Raw genomic sequence first — 23,952 nt, 5'->3', positions numbered from 1 at the left:
ACGACATGGGCTGTGGCATGATGGCCGACTTCCGGTGAACGCCATGTCACGCAGCGCCACCGCTGGCATCGACCGTCACCCATCCCCTATCTCACCACGATCGTTCCGGCCCCGCAGGACGGGTTCCGGCCGTGGGCTGTGACCAAGCTCAAGGACCTCCGGCCCTGCCCAGGTCGTCCCCGGTGCGACAGCGTTGACCTGTGCTTCACGGCGGCGAAACGTCCGCCCGGAAGCATCGTCGTCGGGCACACTCGACGGCGGCGGCTGCCGACCGTCGCCAACGATCTCGTATGGGGTGACCATGAGCGCCAACGGGCCGACCCAGACCATCGGCTTGACCACCATCTCCCGTACCGTCGCCTCCCTCGCCGTCGGCGTGGTGGACACGCTCGAACGCGCGGTCGCCGGCGACGGCCGGACGCGTACCGCCCGCGGCAACGCCTGGGAGGCGGTCTGCGCCGACCGGGCCCGCGCCGCCCAGCGCCGCGAGCTGGAGCGGCTGGTGGCCGAGCTGGCCGCCGCGCGGGCCGCGGCCCGGCAGCGGCGCGACGCCCGCGAGGCGCAGCCGGTCAGCTGACCGTCGGGTCCTCGCCCCGGTCCAGCGCGTCCCACGCGTCCCGGGTGCCACGCTCGACGGCCGGCCGGCCGGGCTCGTCCGCCGGGGCGGACCGCCGCTCGTACCGGGCGCCCATCGCCGGCCAGCCGTCGCCGCGCAGCGCGGTGAACGCGCCGCCGGCCGCCAGCGCCAGGCCGCCGGCCAGCACCAGCGCCGGCCACTGCCGGCTCACCCCGGCCTCGGTCAGGCCGATCCCGCCGCCGACCGTCACGGCCACGCCGACACCGGCCAGCAGCACACCCAGCAGCCGGCGCAGCCGGCCCCGGGTGGCGAGCACCGCGCCACCGCCGGCGAGTCCCACGTAGGTCAGCGCCAGCACCCAGGGCAGCAGGTCCGTGCCGGTGCGCTCGGCCCGCCCGGACGGCAGCGACCCCCGGGCGGTCACCTCCACCGCCCAGGTCCGGGTCACCGCCCAGCAGGCCAGGCCCGCGCCGGCCAGGCAGAGCAGCACCGCGTACGCGAGTTCGCGCCGGCCGCGGGCCGCCGGCGCGGTGGTGCCGGGCGCGCTCACCGGGCCGCCCGCAGCGTCTCGGCGGCCGCGATGGCGGCGAGGACGGCGGCGGCCTTGCTCCGCGTCTCCTGGTCCTCGGCGGCGGGGTCGGAATCGGCCACGATCCCGGCGCCGGCCTGCACGTACGCGCGGCCGTCGCGGATCAGCGCGGTCCGGATCGCGATGGCCATGTCCAGGTCGCCGCCGAAGGCGAAGTAGCCGACGGTGCCGCCGTAGACGCCGCGCCGCACCGGCTCCAGCTCCTCGATGATCTCCATGGCGCGCACCTTGGGCGCGCCGCTGAGCGTCCCGGCCGGGAACGTCGCGGCCAGCGCGTCGAACGCGGTGCGGTCGTCGCGCAGCTCGCCGACGACAGTGGAGACGATGTGCATGACGTGGCTGTACCGCTCGATGGTGGCGAACTCGGGCACCTCGACGGTGCCCGGCCGGCACACCCGGCCCAGGTCGTTGCGGCCCAGGTCGACGAGCATCACGTGCTCGGCGCGTTCCTTGGGGTCGGCGAGCAGCTCGGCGGCGAGCTTCGCGTCGCCGTCCGGGGAGCCGCCGCGCGGCCGGGTGCCGGCGATGGGGTGCAGCAGCGCCCGCCGCCGCCCGTCCGGTCCGGCGCTGACCTTGAGGTGCGCCTCGGGGGACGACCCGACGATGTCGAAGCCGTCGAAGCGCAGCAGGTACATGTACGGGCTGGGGTTCGTGGTGCGCAGCACCCGGTAGACGTCGAGCGGGTCGGCGTCGGTGGGGCGCTCGAAGCGCTGGCTGAGCACGATCTGGAAGCACTCGCCGGCCCGGATCGCCTCCTTGGCCGTCTCCACCGCCTCCGGGTAGCCGCCCTCCGGGGTGCGGCTGACCACCTCGCCGACGCCGGGCCGGCCGACTGTCGAGACCATGGGCGGAATCGGTCGGGACAACGCTGTGGTCATCGCGTCGAGGCGGCCGACGGCGTGGTGGTACGCGGCCTCGACCCGCTCCGCCCGGCCGGGGTCGTCCAGCGGCGGCAGCACCGCGTTGGCGACCAGGATCGCGGAGCCCTCGTAGTGGTCGAGGACCACCAGGTCGGTCGCGAGCATCATGCCCAGCTCGGGCACGTCCAGCTCGTCCTCGGTCAGCTCGGGCAGGCGCTCGAAGCGGCGGACCAGGTCGTACCCGAGGTAGCCGACCAGGCCGCCGGTCAGCGGCGGCATGTCACCGGCCGGATCCCAGCCCGGCCCGGCGAGCGCGGCGACTGTCTCGCGCAGCACGGTGACCGGGTCGCCGCCGGTGGGCACGCCCGCCGGTGGCGTGCCGGTCCAGCTCGCCGCGCCGTCGCGCTCGGTGAGCGTGGCGCTGCTGCGGACGCCGATGAACGAGTAGCGCGACCAGGCCGTGCCGGCCGAGCCGACGCCCTGCTCGGCGGACTCCAGCAGGAACGTGCCGGGGCCGCCGGCCAGCTTGCGGTAGACCCCGACCGGCGTCTCCGCGTCGGCGAGCAGCCGCCGGGTCACCGGCACGACCCGCCAGCGGGCGGCCAGGTCGGCGAAGGTGGTCCGGTCCGGGCTGACCGTGCCGTCGGTCACGGGGTCGCCTCCGGGGAGCTGACCGGCAGTTCGGTGAAGAAGCAGGTGCGCTGCCCGGTGTGGCAGGCCGCCCCGACCTGCTCCACGCTGACCAGCAGCGCGTCGCCGTCGCAGTCGAGCGCCACCGAGCGGACGTACTGGTGGTTGCCCGAGGTGGCGCCCTTGACCCAGTACTCGCCGCGGCTGCGCGACCAGTAGGTGGCCCGGCCGGTGGTGAGCGTGCGGTGCAGCGCCTCGTCGTCCATCCAGGCGACCATCAGCACCTCGCCCGAGTCGTGGGCGCGGACCACGGCGGCGACCAGGCCGTCCGGGGTGCGGCGGAGCTTGGCCGCGACGGCCGGGTCGAGCCGGGACGGACGGGCCGGTCCGGGAGCGGGGGCGCCGGTCAGCGGCGCGTCAGGGGCGGGCACGGTTGACCATTCTCCCGCACGCGGCCCGGGCACCGCCGACGTGTCCCGGGAGGCGGGCGTCACCGTCCCCAGCGCCCGGCCCAACCGGCCGAGGTAGCGGTCCACCCGGCCGTCTACCAGCGCCTCGGCCAGGTCCGCCCCGTGGGTGGCGGCGATCTCGTCGGCGTACGGGCGGATCAGCGGCAGGATGCCGGTGACCAGCCGTCCGGCGGCGGCGCCGACCTCGGCCGGGTCACCGGCGCGCAGCCCGAGGCAGAGCAGCATGTCGTGGCGGTAGCCGGGCGGGGCGACCGGCAGGTCCAGCGCGGCGGTCAGGGCGGCCCGGCGGGACACCACGCGCACGCTCGGGTTTGCGGGCCGCAGCACCGAGGGGCAGAGCCGGGCCAGGTCGGCCGCGGCGAGCCGGACCCCGACCGGGTCGTCGGCCACACGGGCCGCGGCGACCTTGCCCAGCGTCGCGATCAGTTCCTCCAGGCGCGGCTCGTCGGCGGGCTGGCAGAGCACCGGCAGGTCGATCCGGCGGCGCCATTCCGGTACGGCCCACAGCAGCCGGGCGGGCGCGGTGACCGGGAGGCCGAACGCCCAGTCGGCGGGCTGGCCCAGCCGGCGCACCCACGAGCGGACGTCACGGGCGGCCACCGACACGTGCACGAGGCGACCGGCGAACTCGGTCAGGTACGCCCGCCGGGCCGCGTACGGCGTGCCGCGGCGGGACGCGGTCTGCCGGGCGCCCGTGCCGGCGGTCCGTCCGTCGTCGGCGACCACGAGCACGTCCACGTCGACGTCGCTGTGCTCGGTGGCGGCCCGCCGGGCATGGCTGCCGCGCAGCATGATCCCGACGACCGGCCGGTCGGCGGCCTGCCGCAGGCGGGCGGCCCAGTCGTCGAGGAACGCGGTGTCGGGCAACTGCGCTGGACCCACGGCGCCATGGTGCCGAAATCCGATCTTCACCGCAATGACCGTTGCCGGACCCACTGTCCGCCACTGGGGCGTTCAGCCTGATTCCTCCTCGGCCCGGCGGTACGCGTCGATCTTGTGTTCGAGGACCTTCAGGTCCTCCTCCAGCTCGGCCATCCGGGCCAGCACGCGGGCCCGGTGCGCCTCGAACAGCGCCCGCCGCGCGCCGAGCGTGCTGTCGCCGTGCCGGGCCAGTTCGGCGTAGCGGCGCATGTCGCGAACCGGCATCCCGGTGCGCCGCAGCCGGGTGAGCAGGAACAGCCAGTTGACGTCGGACTCGGTGTAGCGCCGGCGGCCCGACGAGTCCCGCCCGACGCGGCCCACCAGGCCCTCCTGCTCGTACCAGCGCAGCGTGTAGGTGGTCAGGCCGACCCGTTCCGCCGCCTCACCCACGGTGAGGCTCATCTCCCGCGTGCTGATGTCCACGCCCTCCAGGCTTCCAGTTCGAGCGCACTCGAAGTCAAGTCCCTCATTGCCAGGCGCACGCAATTCACCTACCGTTGAGTTCAACGGGTGATGAATTGATGGAGGCGAGCATGGACGACGCGGTGTCGGTCCGCGAGCTGGTGGTCGACCGGGGCGGGCGGCGGGTGCTGCACGGCATCAGCTGCGAGGTGCCCCGGGGCACGGTGACCGGGCTGCTCGGGCCCAGCGGCAGCGGCAAGACCACGCTGATGCGCGCGGTGGTCGGCGTGCAGACGGTCGGCTCCGGCACCGTCGACGTGCTCGGCCGCCCGGCCGGCTCGGCCGACCTGCGCCGCCGGGTGGGCTACCTGACCCAGGCCCCGAGCGTCTACGCCGACCTGACGGTGCGGGAGAACGCCCGCTACTTCGCGGTGCTCCAGGGCCGGGGCCGCGCCGAGGCCGACCGCGCGGTGGCCGACGTAGGCCTCGCCGAGGCGGCCGACCAGCTCGTCGGCACGCTCTCCGGCGGCCAGCGCAGCCGCGCCTCGCTCGCCTGCGCGCTCGTCGGCGAACCCGAGCTGGTGATCCTCGACGAACCGACAGTCGGCCAGGACCCGGTGCTGCGGGCCGACCTGTGGGCCCGGTTCCACGCCATGGCCGCGAACGGCACCACGCTGCTGGTCTCCAGCCACGTGATGGACGAGGCCGCCCGCTGCGACCGGCTGCTGCTGATCCGCGAGGGACGGCTGGTCGCCGACGACACCCCGGCCGCGGTCCGCGCCGCCACCGGGACCGACGACCTGGAGGAGGCGTTCCTGCGCCTGATCCGCGACGCCGAGGGAGAGGCGCGATGAACGGACGGATCCTGGCCGCCACCACCGGGCGCATCCTGCGCCAGCTCCGGCACGACCGGCGGACCGTGGCGCTGCTCGTGGTGGTGCCGTCGGTGCTGCTCACGCTCGTCTACTTCATGTACGTCGACCAGCCCGCCCCGCCCGGCGGGCCCAGCACGTTCGACCGGGTGGCCCTGATCATGCTGGGCTTCTTCCCGTTCATCATCATGTTCCTGGTGACCAGCATCGCCATGCTCCGCGAGCGCACCACGGGCACGCTGGAGCGCCTGCTCACCACGCCGCTGGGCAAGCTCGACCTGCTGTTCGGCTACGGCATCGCGTTCGGCCTGGCCGGGGTGCTCCAGTCCACAGTCGCCTCGGTCGTCGCGTACCGGGTGTTCGGGCTGGAGACCGCGGGCAGCGCGTGGCTGGTCGTGCTGATCGCCGGGGTGAACGCGGTGCTCGCGGTGGCGCTCGGGCTGTTCTGCTCGGCGTTCGCCCGCACCGAGTTCCAGGCGGTCCAGTTCATGCCGGTGGTGGTGGCGCCGCAACTGCTGCTGTGCGGCCTGTTCGTGCCGCGCGGCGAGATGGCCGGCTGGCTCCAGGCGGTCAGCGACGTGCTGCCGCTGTCGTACGCGGTCGAGGCGTTGCAGGAGGTCGGCGCGCACGCCGAACCGACCGGGACGATGTGGCGGGACCTGGCGATCGTGGCCGGGGCGGCGGTGGCGGCGCTGGTGCTGGCCGCCGCGACGCTGCGCCGGCGCAGCGGGTGAACGCGCGGCGCACCGGGCGGCGGCCCGGCACTCCGGACACCCGCGAGGCCATCCTCGCCGCGGCGCGGGAGGCGTTCGCCGAACGCGGCTTCGACGCCGCGTCGATCCGGGCCATCGCCGCCGCGGCCGGCGTGGACCCGGCGCTCGTGCACCACTACTTCGGCGGCAAGGAGGAGCTGTTCCGGGCCGCGACGGCGTTCCCGGCCGACCCGGGACGGCTGCTGCCGGCGGTGCTCGCCGGCGGCCCGGACGCGCTCGGCGAGCGGATGGTCCGGGTGTTCCTGGAGGTCTGGGACTCCCCCACCGGCACGGCGGCGGTGGCGCTGCTGCGGTCGGCGGTGAGCAACGACTGGACCGCGCGCCTGCTGCGCGAGTTCCTGGTCACGCAGGTGCTGCGCCGGGTGCTCGACCAGCTCGACGTCGACCCGGCGCAGCGCGCGCTGCGCGGCGGGCTGGTCGCCACGCAGCTCGCCGGGCTGGCCATGATGCGGTACGTGCTCCGCCTCGACGCGGTCGCCACCGCCGAGCCGGCGACGCTGGTGGCAGCCATCGGCCCGACGGTCCAGCGGTACCTCACCGGCGACATCACCTGAGCCGGCCCGGCCGACGGCTCCGACGGCCGGGACCGAACTGCTCGGGCAGCCGGGCCGGCGCTGCTCAGGCGGCGGCCCGGGGGCAGAGCATCGGGTGCAGCAGGCGGGACAGCTCCGCCACGTCGGCGACGGGCCGGGGGAAGGCCAGCCGGGCCCGCCGGGTCGCGCCGGGCCGCCCGTGCGCGACCAGCAGCCCGTACCTGTCGATCCGGACCACCTGCGGCGTCTGGTCGCCGGGCAGGTCCAGCCGCCGCCGCAGGTAGTCGCCGACCTGCTCGGCGTGGTGGTCGGCCAGGTCGGCGAGGAGGTCGGCCTCGACCGGGTGCAGCGGGTCCGGCTCGGCCTCCGCGTACGCCTCCGGGTCGACCCGGCGCACGCGCCCGGCGCGTTCCCAGCGGGCCTCGGCCACCTCGAAGCGGTGCAGGTGGAAGCGGCTGCCCACGTCGAGCAGGTCGCCGACAGGGTCGGTGGCGGCGAAGTCGACTGCCGCGTCGCGCTCCTCGTCCCCGTCCAGCCGCTCGGCCCAGCCGGACACCCAGGCCCGGCCGAGCGAGGGCGCCCCGGCCGCCGGCGGCAGGTCGAGCACGTCGAGCACGGTGGCCACGTCGGTGTCGCCCGCCGGCGGTACGAGCGCCGCGGCGAGGTCACTGACCACGGGTACGAGCAGCAGCACCCGCCCGTCGGGGTCGACGGCGTGCCGGACCTGGTGCGGGCCGGGGTGCCGGGCCAGGTGGACGAGGGCGGGCAACCGGCCCGCGACAAGGGTTCGCACGATCTCCGCCGGGCTGGGCCGCATGATCCCGATCTCCTCAACATAGGTTAGGCTTACCTAAGAAGCAGGCTAGACGATCGGAGACGTCGACGTGAACCACCCCCGGCCCAAGGCCCGGCTCTCCCGCGCCCTCGGTATCCCGCTGACCTGCAAGTGCGTGCGGTACTTCGAGCGGCGCCCCTATCCCCCGGGTGTGCACGGCCGGTCCCGCCGCACCACCTCCGACTACCAGGTGCGGCTGCTGGAGAAGCAGCGGCTGCGCCACCAGTACAACGTCAGCGAGGCCCAGCTGCGCCGCCTGTTCGACGAGGCCGCCCGGGGCGCCGGCAAGACCGGCGAGACGCTCGTCGCGCTGCTGGAGCGACGCCTCGACGCGGTCGTGCTGCGGGCCGGGCTGGCACGCAGCATCTACCAGGCCCGCCAGCTCGTCGCACACGGCCACATCACCGTCGACGGGCGCAAGGTCGACCGGCCGTCGCACCGGCTGCGGCCCGGCCAGGTGGTCGGCGTACGCGAGCGCAGCCGCGCGCTGCCGCCGTTCCAGCTCGCCGCCGCCGGCGCGCACGCCGACGCGCAGCCCCGGCCGTACCTGTCGGCGCAGCCGGCCGAGCTGCGCGCCACGCTGGTGCGCGAACCGGCCCGGCACGAGGTGCCGGTGGTGTGCGACGAGCAGCTGGTGGTGGAGTTCTACTCCCGCTGACCGCCGCTTCCGAGCAGACCCGCCAAGGTCAGCGGGTCTGCTCCAGCCAGGAGGCGTACAGCAGGGCGTACACCGAGTCGGCGTCGCGGACCAGTTCCTCGTGCGGGCCGCGCTGCACGATCCGGCCCCGGTCCACCACGATCACCTCGTCCGCCGCCTGCGCGGTGGACAGCCGGTGCGCGATGGCGAGCGTGGTCCGGCCCCGGGTCACCGCGTCGAGCGTCCGTTGCAGGCGGACCTCGGTGGCCGGGTCGACAGCGCTCGTCGCCTCGTCCAGCACCAGCAGGTCCGGGTCCGCGACGTACGCCCGGGCCAGCGCCACGAGCTGCCGCTCGCCGACGCTCAGCGCCTCCCCGCGCTCACCGACCGGTGTGTCCAGCCCGGACGGCAGGCCGTCCAGCCAGTCGGAGAGGCCCAGCTCGGCGAAGGCGGCGGTGAGTCGCTCGTCGGTCAGGTCGGGGCGGGCGAAGCGGACGTTCTCCCCGACCGTGGCGTCGAACAGGAAGCCGTCCTGCGGCACCATCACCACCCGGGAGCGCAGCGAGTCGAAGCGCACCTGCCGCAGGTCGACCCCGGAGAGCAGGACCTGCCCCTCGGTGGGGTCCATCAGCCGGGTGAGCAGCTTGGCGAAGGTGGTCTTGCCGCTTCCGGTCTCGCCCACCACCGCCACCCGGCTCTTGGCCGGGATGTCCAGCGTCACGTCGTGCAGCACCGGGGGCCCGCCCGGATAGGCGAACGTGACACCGGCGAAGCGGGCGTCCAGCGGCCCGGGTGGCAGCTCCCGCCCCTGCTCGCCCGGGTCGGCGACGTCCGGGGAGACGTCCAGCACGTCCAGCACCCGGCGCCAGCCGGCGATCGCGTTCTGCGCCTCGTTGAGCACCTCGGTGGCGATCTGCACCGGCTGGATGAACAGCGTGACCAGGAACAGGAACGCGGTGAGCTGGCCGACCGTCAGCGTGCCGTCGACGCCCAGGCTGACCCCGACCACCACCACGCCCGCCAGCGCCAGGCCGGCGGCCAGCTCCCCCACCGAGCTGCCCATGATGCTGATCCGGATCGCCCGCTGCTGGGCCACCCGCTGCCCGTCGATGGCCGTGTCCAGCCGCCGCGCGGTGCGCCCGGCGATGCCGTACGCCCGGATCACCGGCGCGCCCACCACGCTCTCGCCGATCGCGCCGAGCAGCGTGCCGGTGCGCTGCCGCACCAGCCCGTACGCACCGGCGAGGCGGCGCTGCAACTGCCGGATCACCAGCACCGCGGGCGCGAACGCGACGAGCACCACGAGCGTCAGCTGCCAGGAGTACGCGAGCATCACGGCGGTGGTCACCAGCAACTGGCCCAGGTTGACGATGAGGATCACGCCGCCCCACTGGAGGAACTGGGTGATCTGGTCGACGTCGCTGGTGACCCGGGAGACGAGCGACCCGCGCCGCTCGGACTGCTGGTGCAGCATGGACAGGTCGTGCACGTGCCGGAACGCCCGGGTGCGCACCCCGGCCAGCGCGGTCTCGCTCACCGTGAACAACCGGCGCATCATCAGGTACCCGCAGGCGGTGGTGACCACCAGCACGCCGGCGGTGATCGCCACGGTCAGCGAGATGACGTTCAGGTCGAGGCCGCCGACGATGCCGTGGTCGATGCCGCGCTGCACCGCCACCGGCACGGCCACCCGGCCGACCATGTAGACCAGCGCCAGCGCCAGCGTGCCGGCGAGGCCGGTGCGCAGCTCCGGGGAGAGCGCCAGCCCGCGCCGCAGCGTCCGCCAGGTCGACTCGGTGGCCTCGGTGGTCTCGGTGGTCTCGGTGGTCTCGGCCGTGGTCGTACTCACCGGGCCCGCCGTTCGTTCGCGACTGCGGGGCTCCGCTCCGCTGCACTCCTCGCGCTCACCGGTCCACCTCCAGGCCCGAGGTCAACGGCGTGACCTCGTCGTACGTCCGATTCTGCTCGCGTTCCTGCTCGGCCTGCTCGTACGCGGTGACGAGGTCGGCGTAGCCGGGCACGGTGGACAGCAGCTCGGTGTGGGTGCCGCGGGCGACCACCCGGCCCTGCTCCACGTAGATCACCTCGTCGGCGAGCGCGATGGTGGCCCGGCGGTACGCCACCACCAGGATCGACGCCGGGGCGCCGTCGGCGGGCGCGCGCAGCCCGGCCAGGATGGCCGCCTCGACCCGCGGGTCGACAGCGCTCGTGGCGTCGTCGAGCACCAGCAGCCGGGGTCGCCCGGCGAGCGCCCGGGCCAGCGTCAGCCGCTGGCGCTGGCCGCCGGACAGCGACGTGCCCCGCTCGCCGACCATGGTGTCCAGCCCGTCCGGCAGCGCGGCCACGAAGCCGTCCGCCTCGGCCAGCCGCAGCGCCGCCCAGACCTCGTCGTCGCCGATGCCGGCCCGGTCGAGAGCGATGTTGGCGCGGACCGTGTCGTCGAAGACGAACGGCACCTGCGCCACGAGCGCCGCCGTGGCCGCCAGCGAGGCGGCGGTCAGCTCCCGCACGTCCACGCCGTCCAGCGTGATCCGGCCGGCGCCCGGGTCCACCAGGCGCACGGCGAGCGACGCGATCGTCGACTTGCCCGCGCCGGTGGGGCCGACCAGGGCGACCGTCTTCCCGGCCGGGACTGTGAACGTCACCTCGCCGAGCACCTGTGCGCCGGGCAGGTGCGCCTCGGCCGGCTCGTACGCGAAGTGCACGTCGTCGAAGGCGAGCGTGGCCGGCTCGCGGGTGGCCGGGTCGAGCGTCGTCGTGCCGTACGGCATCTCGCCGGTCGCGTCGAGCACCCGGCGGACCCGGTCCCACCCGGCGACGCTGCGCGGCAGCTCGGCCAGCACCCAGCCGATGGCGCGTACCGGGAAGGCCAGCACGGTGAACAGGAACGCGACGCTGACCAGCTCGGTCACGGTGATCGCGCCCTCGCGCAGCCGCAGCGCGCCGACCACCAGCACGGCGAGCGTGCCGAGGCTGGGCAACGTCTCCAGCATCGGGTCGAACACGCCACGCAGCCGGCCGACCGAGATCAGCGCGTCGCGCAGCTCACCGGCGCGGGAGGCGAAGCGGGCCGTCTCCTGGGCCTCGCGGCCCATCGTCTTGACCACGAGCGCGCCGTCGAAGCTCTCGTGCGCGATGCCGCTGACCTCGGCCCGCAGCCGCTGCGCCCGGGCCTGCCGGGGCGCCATCCGGCGGGAGTAGACCACGTTGAGCGCGAACAGCGCCGGGAACACGGCGAGGCCGACCAGGGCCAGCGCCCAGTCGGTGAAGAACAGCGAGGCCACCGCGCCGACGAGCATCACCAGCGTGCCGACCGCGAACGGCAGCGGCGCGATCGGGTACCAGGCCGCCTCCACGTCGGAGTTGGCGTTCGACAGCAGCGTGCCGGTGGAGTTGCGGTGGTGCCAGGCCAGCGGCAGTTCCAGGTAGCGGCGGGTGACCCGGCGGCGGTAGGCGGCCTGGAGCCGGTACTGCATGTAACCGGCGCCGAGCCGGCGGCCGAAGATGCCGACGACACGCAGCACGCTGATGCCGAACAGCGCCGTCGCGGCGAGCGCCAGCGCCCCGCGGGCCACCTCGCCGCGCTCCACGGCCGGCACGACGACGTCGCCGACCACCCCGCCGACCACGTACGCGCTGGCGATCACCAGGAGGCCGAACAGCACGCTGCCGCTGACCGCGACCGCGAAGATCCGTGGCTGTTCCCGGATGGCCCGGCCGAGCACCCGTAGCCCTCTGCCGAGCACGTCCCGACTTGTCCCGCTCGCCACGCTCTCCCCCGCCGTAAGCCGCAGTTTTCTCCCCCATCCTTACCGCTCGCCGCCCGTCCCGCCGACCCGGCCGGGATATGTCCGCCGTCACGTTCCCGCCGGAGCTGGGCCGACGGTGACCGGAGGCGGTCCGGCGGCGTGGTCGCGCCGGGCGTGGCGCGCCGATCGGCCGGGACCGGCCTACGATCGGGCCATGCCGCGGTACGCCCGAGCGGAGCGCGAGGCGCTCGCCGACCTGATGCTGGAAGTGGGACCGGACGCACCGACTGTGAACGAGGGGTGGACCACTCGTGACCTGGCGGCGCACCTGCTGGTGCGGGAGCGCCGGCCGGACGCGGCGGGCGGGATCCTGCTGCCGCCGCTGCGCGGCTACGGCGAGTCGGTCCGTCGGCGGATCGCCGCCGGGCCGTACGCCGACCTGATCGCCCGGGTACGCCGTCCCCCGGTGTGGAGCCCGGTGAGCAACCCGCTCACCGACGAGCTGGCGAACGGGATGGAGTTCTTCATCCACCACGAGGACGTGCGGCGCGCCCGTCCGGGCTGGCACCCGCGCGACCTGCCGGCCGGGCAGCAGGCGGTGCTGTGGAAGCGGGTCGCGCTGCTGGCCCGGATGGCACTGCGGCGGTTCCCGGCCGAGGTGCTGGTGCAGGCGCCGGGCTACGGCGAGCTGCGGGCCGGCGGCGGCGGCGAACGGCTGCGCCTGGTCGGTGCGCCGGGCGAGCTCGTCCTGTTCCTCACCGGACGGCAGCGGGTGGCCCGGGTCCAGGTGGACGGTCCGGCCGACCGCGCCGAGCGCCTGCGCACCGCCGAGCTGGGACTCTGACCGAGGGTGTGTAGCCGGTCGCTCGCTCACTGTGGAAAGTGGACGGACCGGCTTCGATAACGGTTACGTCCTCCCGTACGCTCCTGCGCACCGGCCCGACCCCGCGGGGCGGCGGACAGGGGACGACGACGATGCGCGACTTCGCCCTCTCGGCACTGCACGAGCCACCCTTTCCCTCCCGGCGCCACCCCGCCGTCGACCAGACGGCCGCGGAGAGCGCGGCCTGGGTACGCGACTTCGGCCTGGTGGAGGACCAGGCCGGGCGCCGGCGGCTGGCCGGGGCGCACGCCGCGGAGCTGGCCGCTCGCGCCTGCCCCGAGGCGTCGCCGTCCGGGCTGCGCCTGCTCACCGACCTGGTCAACTGGCTGTTCGTGGTGGACGACGCCTGCGACGACGACGGGCTCGGCGCGACGCCCACGCTGCTGGCGCCCACGCTGGCCGCGCTGCTGGCGGTGCTCGACCGGCACGGCGACCCGGAGGCGCCCGCACCGGCCGACGGCGGGCCGATCGCCCTGGCGCTGCACGACCTGTGCCGGCGGGCCCGCGACCGGGGCCGGCCGGCCCACCTGCTGCGCCTGGTCAGCCAGTTGCGGGAGTACCTGCTGGCGCTGCTCTGGGAGGCCGCCAACCGGGAACGCCGGCGGGTGCCGGGGGTGGCCGAGTACACGCAGATGCGCCGCCATACCGGCGGGGTGCGCCCCAGTTTCACTGTGACCGACCTGGCCCGCCCGTCCGCGCCCCGCGCCGACCAGCGGGTCGCGCCGGCGCTCACCGTGCTGGACGCCCTCGCCACCGACCTGATCTGCTGGTGCAACGACCTGTTCTCCTACGGCAAGGAGCGGGGCGCCACCCCGGAGGCGCACAACCTGGTCACCACGATCGCGGGCGAGACCGGGCAGGACGAGTCGGCGGCGCTGTACGCGGCGGCGGACCGGTTCAACAAGACCCTCGCCACGTACGCGGAGCGGGACGCGGCGCTGAGCGCCGTGGCCGATAAGGGGATGCGGGCGTTCCTGGACACCCGCCGGGACTGGATCCGGGCCACCTACGACTGGTCCCGCGCGGCCAGCCGGTACGCCTGACCGGTTCCAGCAGGCGGGACCGCTGACGACTCGGCCGATCGGGGCTAGCCGCTGGCCGGGTGCACGCAATACCCTTCGGTAACCGCAGACCGGCGTGACCCCCGTCACGTCCCTCCACCCCTGAAGGCGGCTACAGCGATGGCTCTCGATGTACCGTACCGTTCCGTACCGGACATGTTCCTCAAGCGTGTGGCGGACTCCCCCGACCGGCACGCCTTCGCCCACCCCGCCCCCGACGACTCGGGCCCGGTCTGGCTGACGTGGGAGCAGGTCGGGCAGCGCGCCAAGGCGATCGCCGCCGGGTTGCACGGGCTCGGTGTCGGCCTGGAGAACCCGGTCGCGATCCTGGCCAACACGCGCCTGGACTGGGTGCTCGCCGACTTCGGCATCATGTGCGCCGGTGGTGCCACCACCACCGTCTACCCCACCACCGAGCCCGAGGACGCGGTCTACATCATCGCCGACTCCGGCTCGAAGGTGCTGTTCGCGGAGAACCAGGCCCAGGCGGCGAAGATCGCCGGGGCGGACCTGCCCGCGCTGACCCACGTGGTGCTCTTCGACGGCACGCCCGACCCGGCGGCGGCCGTCCCGCAGCTCACCCTGGCCGAGCTGGAGGAGCGGGGCGCCGCCGCGCTGAGCGCGGAGCCGGACCTGATCGACATGCTCGTCGCCGGCATCGGCCCGGACCACCTCGCAACGCTGATCTACACCTCGGGCACCACCGGCCGCCCGAAGGGCGTGGAGCTGCTGCACGGCGGCTGGTGCTGGGAGGGCGTGGCGCAGGCCGAGCTGGGCCTGCTGCGCGTCGACGACCTGCAATACCTGTGGCTGCCGCTGTCGCACTCGTTCGGCAAGACGCTGCTCTGCGGCGCCACCCACGTCGGCCTGCCCACGTACGTCGACGGCCGGGTGGACAAGCTCGTCGAACTGCTCGGCGTGGTGCAGCCGACGCTCATGTGCGGCGCGCCCCGGGTCTTCGAGAAGGTCTACAACAAGGCTGTCACCACCGCCCAGGGCGCCGGCGGCGCCAAGGCCAAGATCTTCGCCTGGGGCGTCGGGGTCGGCAAGGAGAAGGTCGCGCTGGAGCAGGCCGGCAAGCCGGTCCCGGCCGGGCTGCGGATGAAGTACGCGCTGGCCGAGAAGCTCGTGTTCAGCAAGCTCCAGGCCCGGCTCGGCGGCCGGATGCGGGTGCTGGTCTCCGGCGCGGCGCCGCTGAGCAAGGAGATCGCCACCTTCTTCGCCGCCGCCAACCTGCCCATCTCCGAGGGCTACGGCCTGACCGAGACCAGCGCGGGCGCGTTCGTGAACCCGCCCGACGGGCTGAAGATCGGCAGCGTGGGCCGGGCCATGGGCGACCTGGAGTGCCGGATCGACACCGACGGCGAGGTCCTGCTGCGCGGCAAGCCGGTCATGCGCGGCTACCACAACCTGCCCGAGGAGACCGCCGCCGCGTTCACCGAGGACGGCTTCTTCCGCACCGGTGACATCGGCACGCTCGACGCCGACGGCTACCTGCGCATCACCGACCGGAAGAAGGACCTGGTCAAGACGTCCGGCGGCAAGTACGTCGCGCCGTCGCACATCGAGGGCATGTTCAAGGCGGTGTGCCCGTACACCTCACAGGCCGTGGTGATCGGGCAGGCGCGCAACTACTGCACCATGCTCGTCACGCTCGACCCGGACGCGATCAAGGGCTGGGCCGCCGGCACCCCGCTGGAGGGCAGCGACTACACCACGATCGTCACCTCGCCGCAGGCACGGGAGATGGTCGAGGGGTACGTGGCCGAGCTGAACGCCAAGCTCAACCGCTGGGAGACGATCAAGAAGGTGACGATCCTCCCCCGCGACCTGACCATCGAGGACGGTGAGGTCACGCCGTCGCTGAAGATCAAGCGCCGCAGCGTGGAGACGAACTTCGCCTCCGAGATCGACAAGATGTACGAGGGCACGCTCGCCGAGCTGTAGCCCGTACCGCCACACGGTCGCGCCGGCCGTGCCCCACCGTCCCGGGGCACGGCCGCACGCCGTTCACAGGTGCCCCCGCCGCCACCGGCTCTGTTCGGCCTCGGCGGCGATCTGCTCCTCCAGCGCGAGCCGGCGTACCCGGCGCCGGAGGCCGTCCTCGCGGCGCGTCTCCCAGGCGACACCGGCGCCGGTGATCACCGCGAGCACGCCGAGCGCGATCAGCTCCGGGATACGGAAGACGAACGGGCCGACCACGGCCAGCGCCACCACCGCGAGCAGCAGCGGCCGGTGCACCTCGCGCAGCGCGATCCACCAGCACCCGGCGAGGCTGAGCAGGTGCAACGCCACCCCGCCGAACAGGATCGCGCCCCAGAAGTCGCCCAGCGGCAGCCCCCAGGTGGGCGTGGCCGGGTCGGCGGCCTCGGCCAGCAGATCCTTGAGGCCGAGCGCGTAGAGGATGATCCCGGCGACCATCGGCAGGTGCATGAACGTGTAGACGTCCCTGGCCAACCGGAGCCGGGTGGCCTCGTCCCGGGCGTGGTGCAGCGCCTGTTCCAGCGCGAACGCGAGCGTGTCGAAGTACGCCCACCACAGCGCCGCGACGACCACGATGCCGAGCAGCGCCGACACCGCCACCGGCCCGGTCAGCGGCAGCCCGTGCTTCGGGCCGAAGCCGAGGGCGATGATCGACTCACCGAGCGCGACCAGCACGATCAGCGCGTGCCGTTCGGCCCAGTGCCCGGCCGAGACCACCACCCACCACTGACGGGCGAGCGTCACCCCGCCGACGTACTCGACGAGCAGCGCCAGCGTCCAGAGCGCCAGTTGCAGCGGGATCGCGAACCGCTCCTGCGGCAGCCGCGTCGGCACGGTTCCGGCGATGACCAGCAGCACCGTGGCGGCGGCCGGGAACGCGGCGCGCAGCAGAAGCCGGCGGCGCCGGACCGGGTCGGCGCGGTCCACCCAGCCGAAGACGGTGAGCTGGGCCATCCGGATCACGAAGTAGCAGCCGGCGAAGACCAGCGGGCCGGGCAGCCCGCCGGGGAGGTCCTCGAACGCGCTGGGCTCGCTGAGCACCAGCAGGAACGTCGCCGCCACTGTGACGAAGCCGACCAGCGGCAGCACGCCCTGGTCGGCGCGGAAGAAGTTGCCCATCCGGGCGAAGCCGGTCCACGACCACCAGAGCAGCGCCAGCACCAGCAGGAAGCGGTAGAGGTTGGCCGGCGTGAGTTCCGAGGCGGTGAGCGTGGTGACGTTCAGGAACGCGAAGACGAAGACCAGGTCGTAGAAGAGTTCCAGCCGGGTGGTGCGGGAACCCGGGGCGGCGGACCGCACGGTCCACGACCGCCGGACACCGCTCCCGTTCCCCACTGGGGCAGTGTGCGGGCACCGCCCGTACCGCAGCCGCCGTTCGGCGCATTCACCACCGGAACGGGCACCGCCCGCTCAGGCGATGACGCTCGGCTCCCGCCACTGCGGACGGCTGGTGCGGTCCAGGTCGTAGCGGACCGCCGCGAGGCGCCCGACCGCCTCCACCAGCTCGTCGGCGGGCAGGGTGAAGGGCAGCCGCAGGAAGCGCTCCAGCGTCCCGTCCAGGCCGAACCGCGGTCCGGGCGCCAGCCGTACGCCGACCTCCTCGGCCGCGCGGGCCAGCGCGCTGGAGATCGGGCCGTCCAGCTCGGCCCAGAGCGTGACACCGCCGCTCGGCACGCGTACGCGCCAGTCGGGCAGCCGGTCGGCGAGCGCCGCGACCAGGGCGTCCCGCTGGGCGACGAGCTGGGCCCGGCGGGCCGCCACGATGGCCGGCGCCTCGGTGAGCAGGTGCACGGCGACGAGCTGGTCGAGCACCGGGCTGGCCATGTCCACCCCGACCCGGGCCGCGGCCAGCCGCTGCACCTGGGGCGCGGAGGCGCGGACCCAGCCGATCCGCAGCCCGCCCCAGTAGGGCTTGCTCATGCCGCCGATGCTGATCACCCGGGAGTGCCTGTCGAAGACGGCCACCGGCGGCGGCAGCGTGGTGTCGTCCAGCGGCAGGTCGACGAAGGACTCGTCGACCACCAGGTCGGTGCCGGCCGCGTGGGCCGTGCCGACCAGCCGCTCGCGCAGGTCGGCGGCCATGAGGTGGCCCGTCGGGTTCTGGAACTCGGGGATCACGTACGCCAGCTTCGGCCGGGTCTGCCGGAGGCTGCCGAGCAGAAGTTCGGCGTCCCAGCCCTCGTCGGACAGGCCGTGCGTGGCGATCCGGGCCCGCCGGCCGGACAGCGCGGCCAGCGCGTTGGGGTAGGTGGGCGACTCGACGAGCACGGCGCCGCCGGGCGACAGGGCCAGCCGCAGCACCAGGTCCAGCGCGTGCTGGGTGCCGCTGGTGACCATGATCTGCTCCGGGCTGGTGGGCAGACCGCGTTCGGTGTAGGCGCGGGCCACCGCCTCGCGCAGCTCGATGATGCCGGTCGGGTGGTAGCCGGCGCCGCCGAGGTAGCGGGGCAGGTCCTCGGCCGCGGCCCGGGCGGCGGGGACGAGCTGCGGGGGCGCGGACAGCGCGGCCACGCCGAGGTCGATCATGTCGCGGTCGTCGAGCGGCGTCCACAGGCCGGTGCTGGCCACCCGGTGCCCGCCGGGCAGCATGGTCCAGCTCCCCGCGCCACGGCGGCTGGCCAGGTGGCCGCTCTCCCGCAGTTCCCGGTACGCGGCGGTGACAGTGGTCCGGCTGATCCGCAGCGCCTCGGCCAGCTCCCGCTCGGCCGGCAGGCGTACCCCGAGAGGCAGCCGCCCGTCGGCGAGCAACCCGCGGACGGCGCCGGCGAGCGCGGCGTAGTCGGGGCTGCGCCGGCGGCCCGGCAGGGCATGCCACTGGCCGAGGAGTCGCGCCAATTGGACGCCGCGCACCTGGCTGGTCATGGCCACACCTCCGCAATTGGCACCCTTGATAGCCGCGATTGGCCCCTAGGGTGGCATGCATGGCACAGCTTGGCAATCTCCGGCACCGACCGGTGCGACGGCTCACCCAGCTCTACGCCGGGCTGGTCCTCTACGGCGTGAGCATGGCGCTGATGATCCGGTCGGAGCTGGGGCTGGACCCGTGGGACGTGTTCCACCAGGGGCTCGCCCGGCAGACCGGCCTGTCCTTCGGCACCGTCACCATCGCCGTCGGAGCCCTCGTGCTGCTGCTCTGGATCCCGCTGCGGCAGCGGCCCGGCCTCGGCACGGTCAGCAACGTCGTGGTGATCGGACTGGTCGTCGACGCCACCCTGACCGTGCTGCCGCCCGGAGAGGGCATGCCGGCACGCGTCGCGCTGCTCGTCGCCGGGATCGTCGCCAACGGCGCCGCCACCGGCCTCTACCTCGGCGCCGGGCTCGGCCCCGGCCCGCGCGACGGGCTGATGACCGGCTTCGTCGCCCGCCACCCCCGCTTCTCGGTCCGGCTGGTCCGCACCGTCATCGAGATCACCGTGCTGGCGCTCGGCTGGCTGCTCGGCGGCACCGTCGGCCTCGGCACGGTGGCGTACGCGCTCACCATCGGCCCGCTGGCCCAGTTCTTCATCCCGGTCTTCGCGCTGCCCGCACGGCCGGCGGCCGGTGCGTACGCTACGTGACCGCAGCCGGGCCGACCGCCACGGCCCGGTACCGACCGCAACGCGCTGAGCTGCGACGACGCACAACCGGGAAACCAGGTGTTTCCTCCGCCGTCGCGGCCGGGCATCATTCCTGCATGGGGGAGAACGGATGGCGTTGGAGCGACGCCTGGATCTTCGTCGCGCTTGTCATCGCCAGTGGCGCCGGCCGGCACCGGCGGGCCGCCGCGACACGCCGCCCCGAAGGCGTACGGCTGGCCGACGTCCTCTCCACAGCCGACCACCTCAACCAGGCCATCCCGGAGCGGCACGAGGTGGAGGGCGCGGTCCGGCGGCTCGTCGGCGCGGGCCTGGTCAGCGTGGCCGACGGCTGGTTCCGGGTCACCCCGGACGGTGAGCGGCTCTGGCGCACCCGGCCCAGCGCCGGTCTCGGCACCACAGTGGACACGGTGCAGGGCGTGCTGACCCGGCGGCACCCGCCCGCCGAGTCCGAGTGGCACCTCGACGAGGACGACCACGCCGCCGCCGTGCAGGAGTACGTGGTCCGGTCGATCCCGATGCCGCGCCGCTCCCCCGAGGGGCACTCCGGCCGGCAGTGACCGCCGCCTCAGCGCACCGGGTGGCCCGCGCCGCGCAGCGCGTCCTTGACCTCGCCGACTGTGAGTTCGCCGAAGTGGAAGACGCTCGCCGCGAGCACCGCGTCCGCCCCGGCGCCGACGGCCGGTGGGAAGTGGGCCACCTCGCCCGCGCCGCCGCTGGCGATCACCGGCACGTCGACCACCTCGCGGACCGCCTGGATCAGCGGCAGGTCGAACCCGGCCTTGGTGCCGTCGGCGTCCATCGAGTTGAGCAGGATCTCGCCCGCGCCCAGCTCGGCGCCGCGCGCCGCCCACTCGACCGCGTCCAGCCCGGTGCCCCGCCGGCCGCCGTGCGTGGTCACCTCGAAACCGCTCGGCGTCGTGCCGTCCGGTGCGCGGCGCACGTCCAGCGAGAGCACCAGGACCTGCCGGCCGAACCGGTCGGCGATCTCGGCGATCAGCTCCGGCCGGGCGATGGCCGCGGTGTTCACGCCGACCTTGTCCGCACCGGCGCGCAGCAACGTGTCGACGTCGGCGACCCGGCGGACACCGCCGCCCACTGTCAGCGGGATGAAGACCGACTCGGCGGTGCGCCGCACCACGTCGAGCATGGTGCCCCGGTCGCTGGACGAGGCGGTGACGTCGAGGAAGGTCAGCTCGTCCGCGCCGGCCCGGTCGTACGCCGCCGCCAGCTCCACCGGGTCGCCGGCGTCACGCAGGTCGAGGAAGTTGACCCCCTTGACCACGCGCCCGGCGTCCACGTCCAGACACGGGATGACCCGTACCGCCACCGTCATGCCCCGAGCCTAACGAACGCGCGGGCGGTGGTGACCCGCCGGTGAGGCCGGTCACCGCCGCCCGCGGTGGAGTGCGTTCGCACCGGTCAGAGACGGACCAGCATCTTGCCGAGGTTCTCGCCGCGCAGCAGGCCGAGGAACGCCTCGGGGGCCTGCTCGATGCCGTCGACGATCGTCTCGTCGTACGACAGCCGGCCCTCCCGCAGCCAGCCCGCCACCTCCTGCACGAACTGCTCCCGCAGGTGACCGTGGTCACCGACGAGAAAGCCACGCAGCGTCAGCCGCTTGCCGATCACCAGCGCCAGGTTGCGTGGCGCGGCGGGCGGCTCGGTGGCGTTGTACTGCGCGATCATGCCGCAGATGGCGGCCCGGCCGTGCAGGTTCATCGCCCCGATCGCGGCCTCCAGGTGATCGCCGCCGACGTTGTCGAAGTACACGTCGACGCCGTCCGGGGCGGCCGCTTTGAGCTGCTTGTACACCGGGCCGTCGTGGTAGTCGAAGGCGGCGTCGAAGCCGAGCGCGGTGAGTCGTTCCACCTTCGCCGCGGAACCAGCGCTGCCGATCACCCGGCCGGCGCCGCGCAGCTTCGCGATCTGGCCCACCATGCTGCCCACCGCGCCGGCCGCGCCGGAGACGAACACGGTCTCCCCCGGCTTCATCGCCGCCACGTCGAGCAGCCCGGCGTACGCGGTCAGCCCGGTCATGCCGAGCACGCCCAGGTACGCGGTGACCGGCGCCAGGCCGGGATCGACCTTGCGGACGCCCTTGGCGTCCACCAGCGCGTACTCGCGCCAGCCGAGCCCGTGCAGCACCGTGTCGCCGGGCTTGACGCCACCGGCCTCGCCGGCCACCACCTCACCGATCGCGCCGCCGTCCAGCGGGGCGTCGAGCGCGAACGGCGGCACGTACGACTTGACGTCGTTCATCCGTCCGCGCATGTACGGGTCGACGGACATGAACCGGTTGCGGACCACTACCTGTCCCGGGCCCGGCGTCGGCACCTCGGTGGTGACCAGCCGGAAGTTCTCCGGCGTCGGCCAGCCCTCCGGCCGGGACGCCAGGTGGATCTCCCGGTTGACGCTCGCCTCACTCATCGGGCCTCCTCGGTTCGCACTGCGGGGCTCCGCTGCGCTGCACTCCTCGTGCTCACAGGGCCTCGCGGACCGTGTGGGTCACCTCGACGTTGCCCCGGGTCGCGTTGGAGTAGGGGCAGACCTGGTGGGCCGCGTCCACGAGCTGCTCGGCGGCGGCGCGCTCGACGGCGGGCAGGTCCACCACGAGCGTCACGGCCAGGCCGTAGCCGCCGCTGCCGTTCGGGCCGATGCCGACCTCCGCCTCGACGACCGAGCCGGAGACGTCCGCCTTGGCCTGCCGGGCCACCACGCGCAGCGCGGAGTGGAAGCAGGCCGCGTAGCCGGCCGCGAAGAGCTGCTCCGGGTTGGCCGCGCCGCCGGCGCCACCCATCTCCTTCGGTACGGCGAGGTCCAGCTCGACCGTGCCGTCGGAGGTCCGGACGTGACCGTCGCGGCCGTCGCCGGTGGCGCGGGCGGAGGCGGTGTAGAGCACCTGCATGTCACTGCTCCTTCTGTCGGTGGATCGTCTCGGTGACCCGGGTGAGGATGCCGTGGAGGAAGACCAGTTCGGTCTCGGTGAGCCCGGTCGCGGTGGCCACCCGGCGCGGCACGTCACCCATCCGCTCCCGCAGCGCCCGGCCCCGGTCGGTGAGGCCCACCTCGACCCGGCGCTCGTCGGCAGCCGAGCGGGTACGCACCACCAGACCGGCCGCCTCCAGCCGCTTGAGCAGCGGGGAGAGCGTGCCGGAGTCGAGCCGGAGCTGACCGCCGAGCTCGGAGACCGTGGGGGCGTCGTCGTCGTGCTCCCAGAGCACCAGCAGCACCAGGTACTGCGGGTAGGTCAGTCCGTGCTCGTCGAGGATGGGCCGGTAGACGTCGGTCAGGGCGCGCGACGCCGCGTAGAGCGCGAAGCACACCTGCCGGCGCAGCACCAGATCATCGGTCACACCCTGAACCGTAGCGTGCAATCAAGTTGTGCACAACTTATCGGGCCGCAAGACGGCCGGCGCCGACCGCTCCGGGGACCGGTCAGCGCTCCGGCAGGTACGCCTCCAGCTCGACCTCGACCAGGAGATCCGGATCGATCAGCCCGGCCACCACCACCATCGTGGCGACCGGGCGCACCGGGCCGAACACCGCGTTGTGCGCCCGGCCCACCTCGTCGGCGTAGATCCGGTCCGTCACGTACATCCGCGTCCGCACCACGTCACCCGGCCCGGCGCCGACCTCGGCCAGCGCATCCAGGCCGATCCGGATCGCCTGCGCGGTCTGCGCCGCCGCGTCGCCCGCGTGCGCCACCCGGCCGTCCACAGTGGATGTGCAGCCGGCGGTGATCGCCAGCGAGCCGGCCCGGACCACCCGGGAGTAGCCGTACAGCGCCTCCCACGGGCCGCCCGAGCCGAGCCGGGTCACCACCCCGGCGTCCACGGGCGTCCGGACCGGCTCGGCCGTCACGCGCCGGCCCGCAGCGTCGCCAGCGCCTCGGCGACTGTGAACGCGCCCGCGTAGAGCGCCTTGCCGGCGATCACACCCTCCACACCCACCGGCTCCAGCGTGGCCAGCGCCCGCAGGTCGTCCAGCGTGGACACGCCGCCGGAGGCGATCACCGGGGCGTCGGTGCGGGCGCACACCTCGCGCAGCAGGTCCAGGTTGGGCCCGCGCATGGTGCCGTCCTTGGTGATGTCGGTGACCACGTACCGCGCCGCCCCGGCGGCGTCGAGCCGGGCCAGCACCTCGTAGAGGTCACCGCCGTCGCGGGTCCAGCCGCGCGCCGACAGGGTACGGCCGCGCACGTCCAGCCCGATCGCCACCCGGTCGCCGTACTCGCCGCAGATCCGGTCGCACCACTGCGGGTCCTCCAGCGCGGCGGTGCCGATGTTGACCCGGGCCGCCCCGGTGCCGAGCGCCGCCCGCAGCGACTCGTCGTCGCGGATGCCGCCGGACAGCTCCACCTTCACGTCCAGCTTGCCGACCACCTCGGCGAGCAGCGCGGCGTTGGAGCCCCGCCCGAACGCGGCGTCCAGGTCGACCAGGTGGATCCACTCCGCGCCGTCGGACTGCCAGGCCAGAGCCGCGTCCAGCGGGTCGCCGTACGCGGTCTCGCTACCGGCGGCGCCCTGCACGAGCCGGACGGCCTGGCCGTCGGCGACGTCCACGGCGGGCAACAGGGTGAGGCTCAACGCTTCTCTCCTC

General features: G+C 74.4%; 25 protein-coding genes and 1 pseudogene. 10 read left to right on the top strand and 16 right to left on the bottom strand.

What is annotated here, in order from left to right; translation table 11 throughout:
- The first annotated feature begins 301 nt into the window (after nt 1–301).
- Complete coding sequence (locus FHX31_RS06855) at nt 302–577, top strand: hypothetical protein (RefSeq protein ID WP_013287554.1); 276 nt, start codon at nt 302–304, stop codon at nt 575–577.
- Here FHX31_RS06855 and FHX31_RS06850 read toward each other — a convergent pair.
- The 5 genes and pseudogenes from FHX31_RS06850 to FHX31_RS06835 form a co-directional block, all read right to left on the bottom strand.
- Nucleotides 570–1,127, bottom strand: a complete 558-nt coding sequence (locus FHX31_RS06850) for a Trp biosynthesis-associated membrane protein (RefSeq protein WP_013287555.1) — start codon at nt 1,125–1,127, stop codon at nt 570–572. The two genes, FHX31_RS06855 and FHX31_RS06850, sit on opposite strands and share 8 nt — an antisense overlap.
- A complete protein-coding gene (locus FHX31_RS06845; protein WP_184975511.1) occupies nt 1,124–2,677 on the bottom strand; it encodes an anthranilate synthase component I in 1,554 nt (517 codons plus the stop codon). Before FHX31_RS06845 ends, FHX31_RS06850 begins: the two co-directional genes overlap by 4 nt.
- Complete coding sequence (hisI, locus tag FHX31_RS32550) at nt 2,674–3,087, bottom strand: phosphoribosyl-AMP cyclohydrolase (protein WP_030271963.1); 414 nt, start codon at nt 3,085–3,087, stop codon at nt 2,674–2,676. Before hisI ends, FHX31_RS06845 begins: the two co-directional genes overlap by 4 nt.
- A gap of 189 nt (nt 3,088–3,276) precedes the next feature.
- A pseudogene (locus FHX31_RS32545) lies at nt 3,277–3,918 on the bottom strand (phosphoribosyl-AMP cyclohydrolase); the annotation flags it as partial.
- Between the two features lie 162 nt (nt 3,919–4,080).
- Nucleotides 4,081–4,470 carry a MerR family transcriptional regulator gene (locus FHX31_RS06835; protein WP_013287558.1) on the bottom strand — a complete coding sequence of 130 codons (390 nt, stop codon included), beginning with the start codon at nt 4,468–4,470 and terminating at the stop codon, nt 4,081–4,083.
- 110 nt (nt 4,471–4,580) lie between these two features.
- Between FHX31_RS06835 and FHX31_RS06830 the strand changes: the two genes are divergently transcribed.
- From FHX31_RS06830 to FHX31_RS06820, 3 genes are read left to right on the top strand one after another with little or no spacing between them, the layout of a single operon-like run.
- Nucleotides 4,581–5,303: an ABC transporter ATP-binding protein gene (locus tag FHX31_RS06830; RefSeq protein WP_013287559.1), complete on the top strand. Its 723-nt coding sequence runs from the start codon at nt 4,581–4,583 to the stop codon at nt 5,301–5,303.
- Nucleotides 5,300–6,055, top strand: a complete 756-nt coding sequence (locus FHX31_RS06825; RefSeq protein WP_013287560.1) for an ABC transporter permease — start codon at nt 5,300–5,302, stop codon at nt 6,053–6,055. Before FHX31_RS06830 ends, FHX31_RS06825 begins: the two co-directional genes overlap by 4 nt.
- Nucleotides 6,052–6,648: a TetR/AcrR family transcriptional regulator gene (locus FHX31_RS06820; protein ID WP_013475814.1), complete on the top strand. Its 597-nt coding sequence runs from the start codon at nt 6,052–6,054 to the stop codon at nt 6,646–6,648. Before FHX31_RS06825 ends, FHX31_RS06820 begins: the two co-directional genes overlap by 4 nt.
- A 64-nt stretch (nt 6,649–6,712) precedes the next feature.
- Here the strand turns inward: FHX31_RS06820 and FHX31_RS06815 are convergent, their stop codons facing one another.
- A complete protein-coding gene (locus tag FHX31_RS06815; protein ID WP_114921014.1) occupies nt 6,713–7,444 on the bottom strand; it encodes a DUF2470 domain-containing protein in 732 nt (243 codons plus the stop codon).
- 67 nt (nt 7,445–7,511) lie between these two features.
- Here FHX31_RS06815 and rpsD point away from each other — a divergent pair, with 67 nt between their 5' ends.
- Complete coding sequence (rpsD, locus tag FHX31_RS06810) at nt 7,512–8,120, top strand: 30S ribosomal protein S4 (protein WP_184975508.1); 609 nt, start codon at nt 7,512–7,514, stop codon at nt 8,118–8,120.
- A gap of 28 nt (nt 8,121–8,148) precedes the next feature.
- Here the strand turns inward: rpsD and FHX31_RS06805 are convergent, their stop codons facing one another.
- On the bottom strand, nt 8,149–9,948 hold the full coding sequence (locus tag FHX31_RS06805; RefSeq protein WP_184975505.1) for an ABC transporter ATP-binding protein: 1,800 nt from the start codon (nt 9,946–9,948) through the stop codon (nt 8,149–8,151).
- 55 nt (nt 9,949–10,003) lie between these two features.
- Nucleotides 10,004–11,869, bottom strand: coding sequence for an ABC transporter ATP-binding protein (locus tag FHX31_RS06800; protein WP_184975502.1), 1,866 nt, complete (start codon nt 11,867–11,869; stop codon nt 10,004–10,006).
- A 193-nt stretch (nt 11,870–12,062) separates the two neighbouring features.
- On the opposite strand from FHX31_RS06800, the gene FHX31_RS06795 reads away from it, so the two are divergent.
- From FHX31_RS06795 to FHX31_RS06785, 3 genes are all read left to right on the top strand, one after another.
- Entirely contained in the window at nt 12,063–12,692 is a 630-nt protein-coding gene (locus tag FHX31_RS06795) for a TIGR03085 family metal-binding protein (RefSeq protein WP_071098337.1), read from the top strand.
- 131 nt (nt 12,693–12,823) lie between these two features.
- Entirely contained in the window at nt 12,824–13,774 is a 951-nt protein-coding gene (locus tag FHX31_RS06790) for a terpene synthase family protein (protein ID WP_013475808.1), read from the top strand.
- A 138-nt stretch (nt 13,775–13,912) separates the two neighbouring features.
- Complete coding sequence (locus FHX31_RS06785; protein WP_013475807.1) at nt 13,913–15,739, top strand: AMP-dependent synthetase/ligase; 1,827 nt, start codon at nt 13,913–13,915, stop codon at nt 15,737–15,739.
- A gap of 63 nt (nt 15,740–15,802) precedes the next feature.
- On the opposite strand, the gene FHX31_RS06780 is transcribed toward FHX31_RS06785, so the two are convergent.
- On the bottom strand, nt 15,803–17,074 hold the full coding sequence (locus FHX31_RS06780) for a low temperature requirement protein A (RefSeq protein ID WP_114921017.1): 1,272 nt from the start codon (nt 17,072–17,074) through the stop codon (nt 15,803–15,805).
- A 111-nt stretch (nt 17,075–17,185) separates the two neighbouring features.
- On the bottom strand, nt 17,186–18,637 hold the full coding sequence (gene yczR, locus FHX31_RS06775; RefSeq protein WP_184975496.1) for a MocR-like transcription factor YczR: 1,452 nt from the start codon (nt 18,635–18,637) through the stop codon (nt 17,186–17,188).
- 59 nt (nt 18,638–18,696) lie between these two features.
- Between yczR and yczE the strand changes: the two genes are divergently transcribed.
- Together yczE and FHX31_RS06765 are read left to right on the top strand one after the other, a co-directional pair.
- Nucleotides 18,697–19,332, top strand: coding sequence for a membrane protein YczE (gene yczE / locus FHX31_RS06770; protein WP_013475804.1), 636 nt, complete (start codon nt 18,697–18,699; stop codon nt 19,330–19,332).
- A gap of 116 nt (nt 19,333–19,448) precedes the next feature.
- Nucleotides 19,449–19,910, top strand: coding sequence for a hypothetical protein (locus tag FHX31_RS06765; protein ID WP_013287572.1), 462 nt, complete (start codon nt 19,449–19,451; stop codon nt 19,908–19,910).
- 8 nt (nt 19,911–19,918) lie between these two features.
- Here FHX31_RS06765 and hisF read toward each other — a convergent pair whose 3' ends face one another.
- From hisF to priA, 6 genes are all read right to left on the bottom strand, one after another.
- Nucleotides 19,919–20,686: an imidazole glycerol phosphate synthase subunit HisF gene (hisF, locus tag FHX31_RS06760; RefSeq protein ID WP_013287573.1), complete on the bottom strand. Its 768-nt coding sequence runs from the start codon at nt 20,684–20,686 to the stop codon at nt 19,919–19,921.
- Between the two features lie 86 nt (nt 20,687–20,772).
- A complete protein-coding gene (locus tag FHX31_RS06755; RefSeq protein WP_184975493.1) occupies nt 20,773–21,780 on the bottom strand; it encodes an NADP-dependent oxidoreductase in 1,008 nt (335 codons plus the stop codon).
- Between the two features lie 52 nt (nt 21,781–21,832).
- Nucleotides 21,833–22,258, bottom strand: coding sequence for an organic hydroperoxide resistance protein (locus tag FHX31_RS06750; RefSeq protein WP_184975491.1), 426 nt, complete (start codon nt 22,256–22,258; stop codon nt 21,833–21,835).
- Nucleotide 22,259: 1 nt separating this feature from the next.
- Nucleotides 22,260–22,706 carry a MarR family winged helix-turn-helix transcriptional regulator gene (locus FHX31_RS06745; RefSeq protein ID WP_120568842.1) on the bottom strand — a complete coding sequence of 149 codons (447 nt, stop codon included), beginning with the start codon at nt 22,704–22,706 and terminating at the stop codon, nt 22,260–22,262.
- A gap of 82 nt (nt 22,707–22,788) precedes the next feature.
- The gene (locus FHX31_RS06740) at nt 22,789–23,214 is read right to left on the bottom strand and encodes a RidA family protein (protein WP_184975489.1); all 426 of its coding nucleotides are present in this window, start codon (nt 23,212–23,214) and stop codon (nt 22,789–22,791) included.
- Nucleotides 23,211–23,939, bottom strand: coding sequence for a bifunctional 1-(5-phosphoribosyl)-5-((5-phosphoribosylamino)methylideneamino)imidazole-4-carboxamide isomerase/phosphoribosylanthranilate isomerase PriA (gene priA, locus FHX31_RS06735; protein ID WP_018785235.1), 729 nt, complete (start codon nt 23,937–23,939; stop codon nt 23,211–23,213). Before priA ends, FHX31_RS06740 begins: the two co-directional genes overlap by 4 nt.
- Nucleotides 23,940–23,952 lie beyond the last annotated feature (13 nt).

The organism is Micromonospora sp. CNZ286, assembly GCF_014207755.1.
The sequence above is the reverse complement of the archived record's forward strand: the minus strand, read 5'-3'. Positions and strand labels throughout refer to the sequence as shown.

Coding starts and splice junctions, on each gene's coding strand:
- FHX31_RS06855 (WP_013287554.1), top strand. CDS start 302: ATGAGCGCCAACGGGCCGACCCAGACCATCGGCTTGACCACCATCTCC.
- FHX31_RS06830 (WP_013287559.1), top strand. CDS start 4,581: ATGGACGACGCGGTGTCGGTCCGCGAGCTGGTGGTCGACCGGGGCGGG.
- FHX31_RS06825 (WP_013287560.1), top strand. CDS start 5,300: ATGAACGGACGGATCCTGGCCGCCACCACCGGGCGCATCCTGCGCCAG.
- FHX31_RS06815 (WP_114921014.1), bottom strand. CDS start 7,444: ATGCGGCCCAGCCCGGCGGAGATCGTGCGAACCCTTGTCGCGGGCCGG.
- FHX31_RS06795 (WP_071098337.1), top strand. CDS start 12,063: ATGCCGCGGTACGCCCGAGCGGAGCGCGAGGCGCTCGCCGACCTGATG.
- FHX31_RS06790 (WP_013475808.1), top strand. CDS start 12,824: ATGCGCGACTTCGCCCTCTCGGCACTGCACGAGCCACCCTTTCCCTCC.
- FHX31_RS06785 (WP_013475807.1), top strand. CDS start 13,913: ATGGCTCTCGATGTACCGTACCGTTCCGTACCGGACATGTTCCTCAAG.
- yczR (WP_184975496.1), bottom strand. CDS start 18,637: ATGACCAGCCAGGTGCGCGGCGTCCAATTGGCGCGACTCCTCGGCCAG.
- yczE (WP_013475804.1), top strand. CDS start 18,697: ATGGCACAGCTTGGCAATCTCCGGCACCGACCGGTGCGACGGCTCACC.
- FHX31_RS06765 (WP_013287572.1), top strand. CDS start 19,449: ATGGGGGAGAACGGATGGCGTTGGAGCGACGCCTGGATCTTCGTCGCG.
- hisF (WP_013287573.1), bottom strand. CDS start 20,686: ATGACGGTGGCGGTACGGGTCATCCCGTGTCTGGACGTGGACGCCGGG.
- FHX31_RS06755 (WP_184975493.1), bottom strand. CDS start 21,780: ATGAGTGAGGCGAGCGTCAACCGGGAGATCCACCTGGCGTCCCGGCCG.
- FHX31_RS06750 (WP_184975491.1), bottom strand. CDS start 22,258: ATGCAGGTGCTCTACACCGCCTCCGCCCGCGCCACCGGCGACGGCCGC.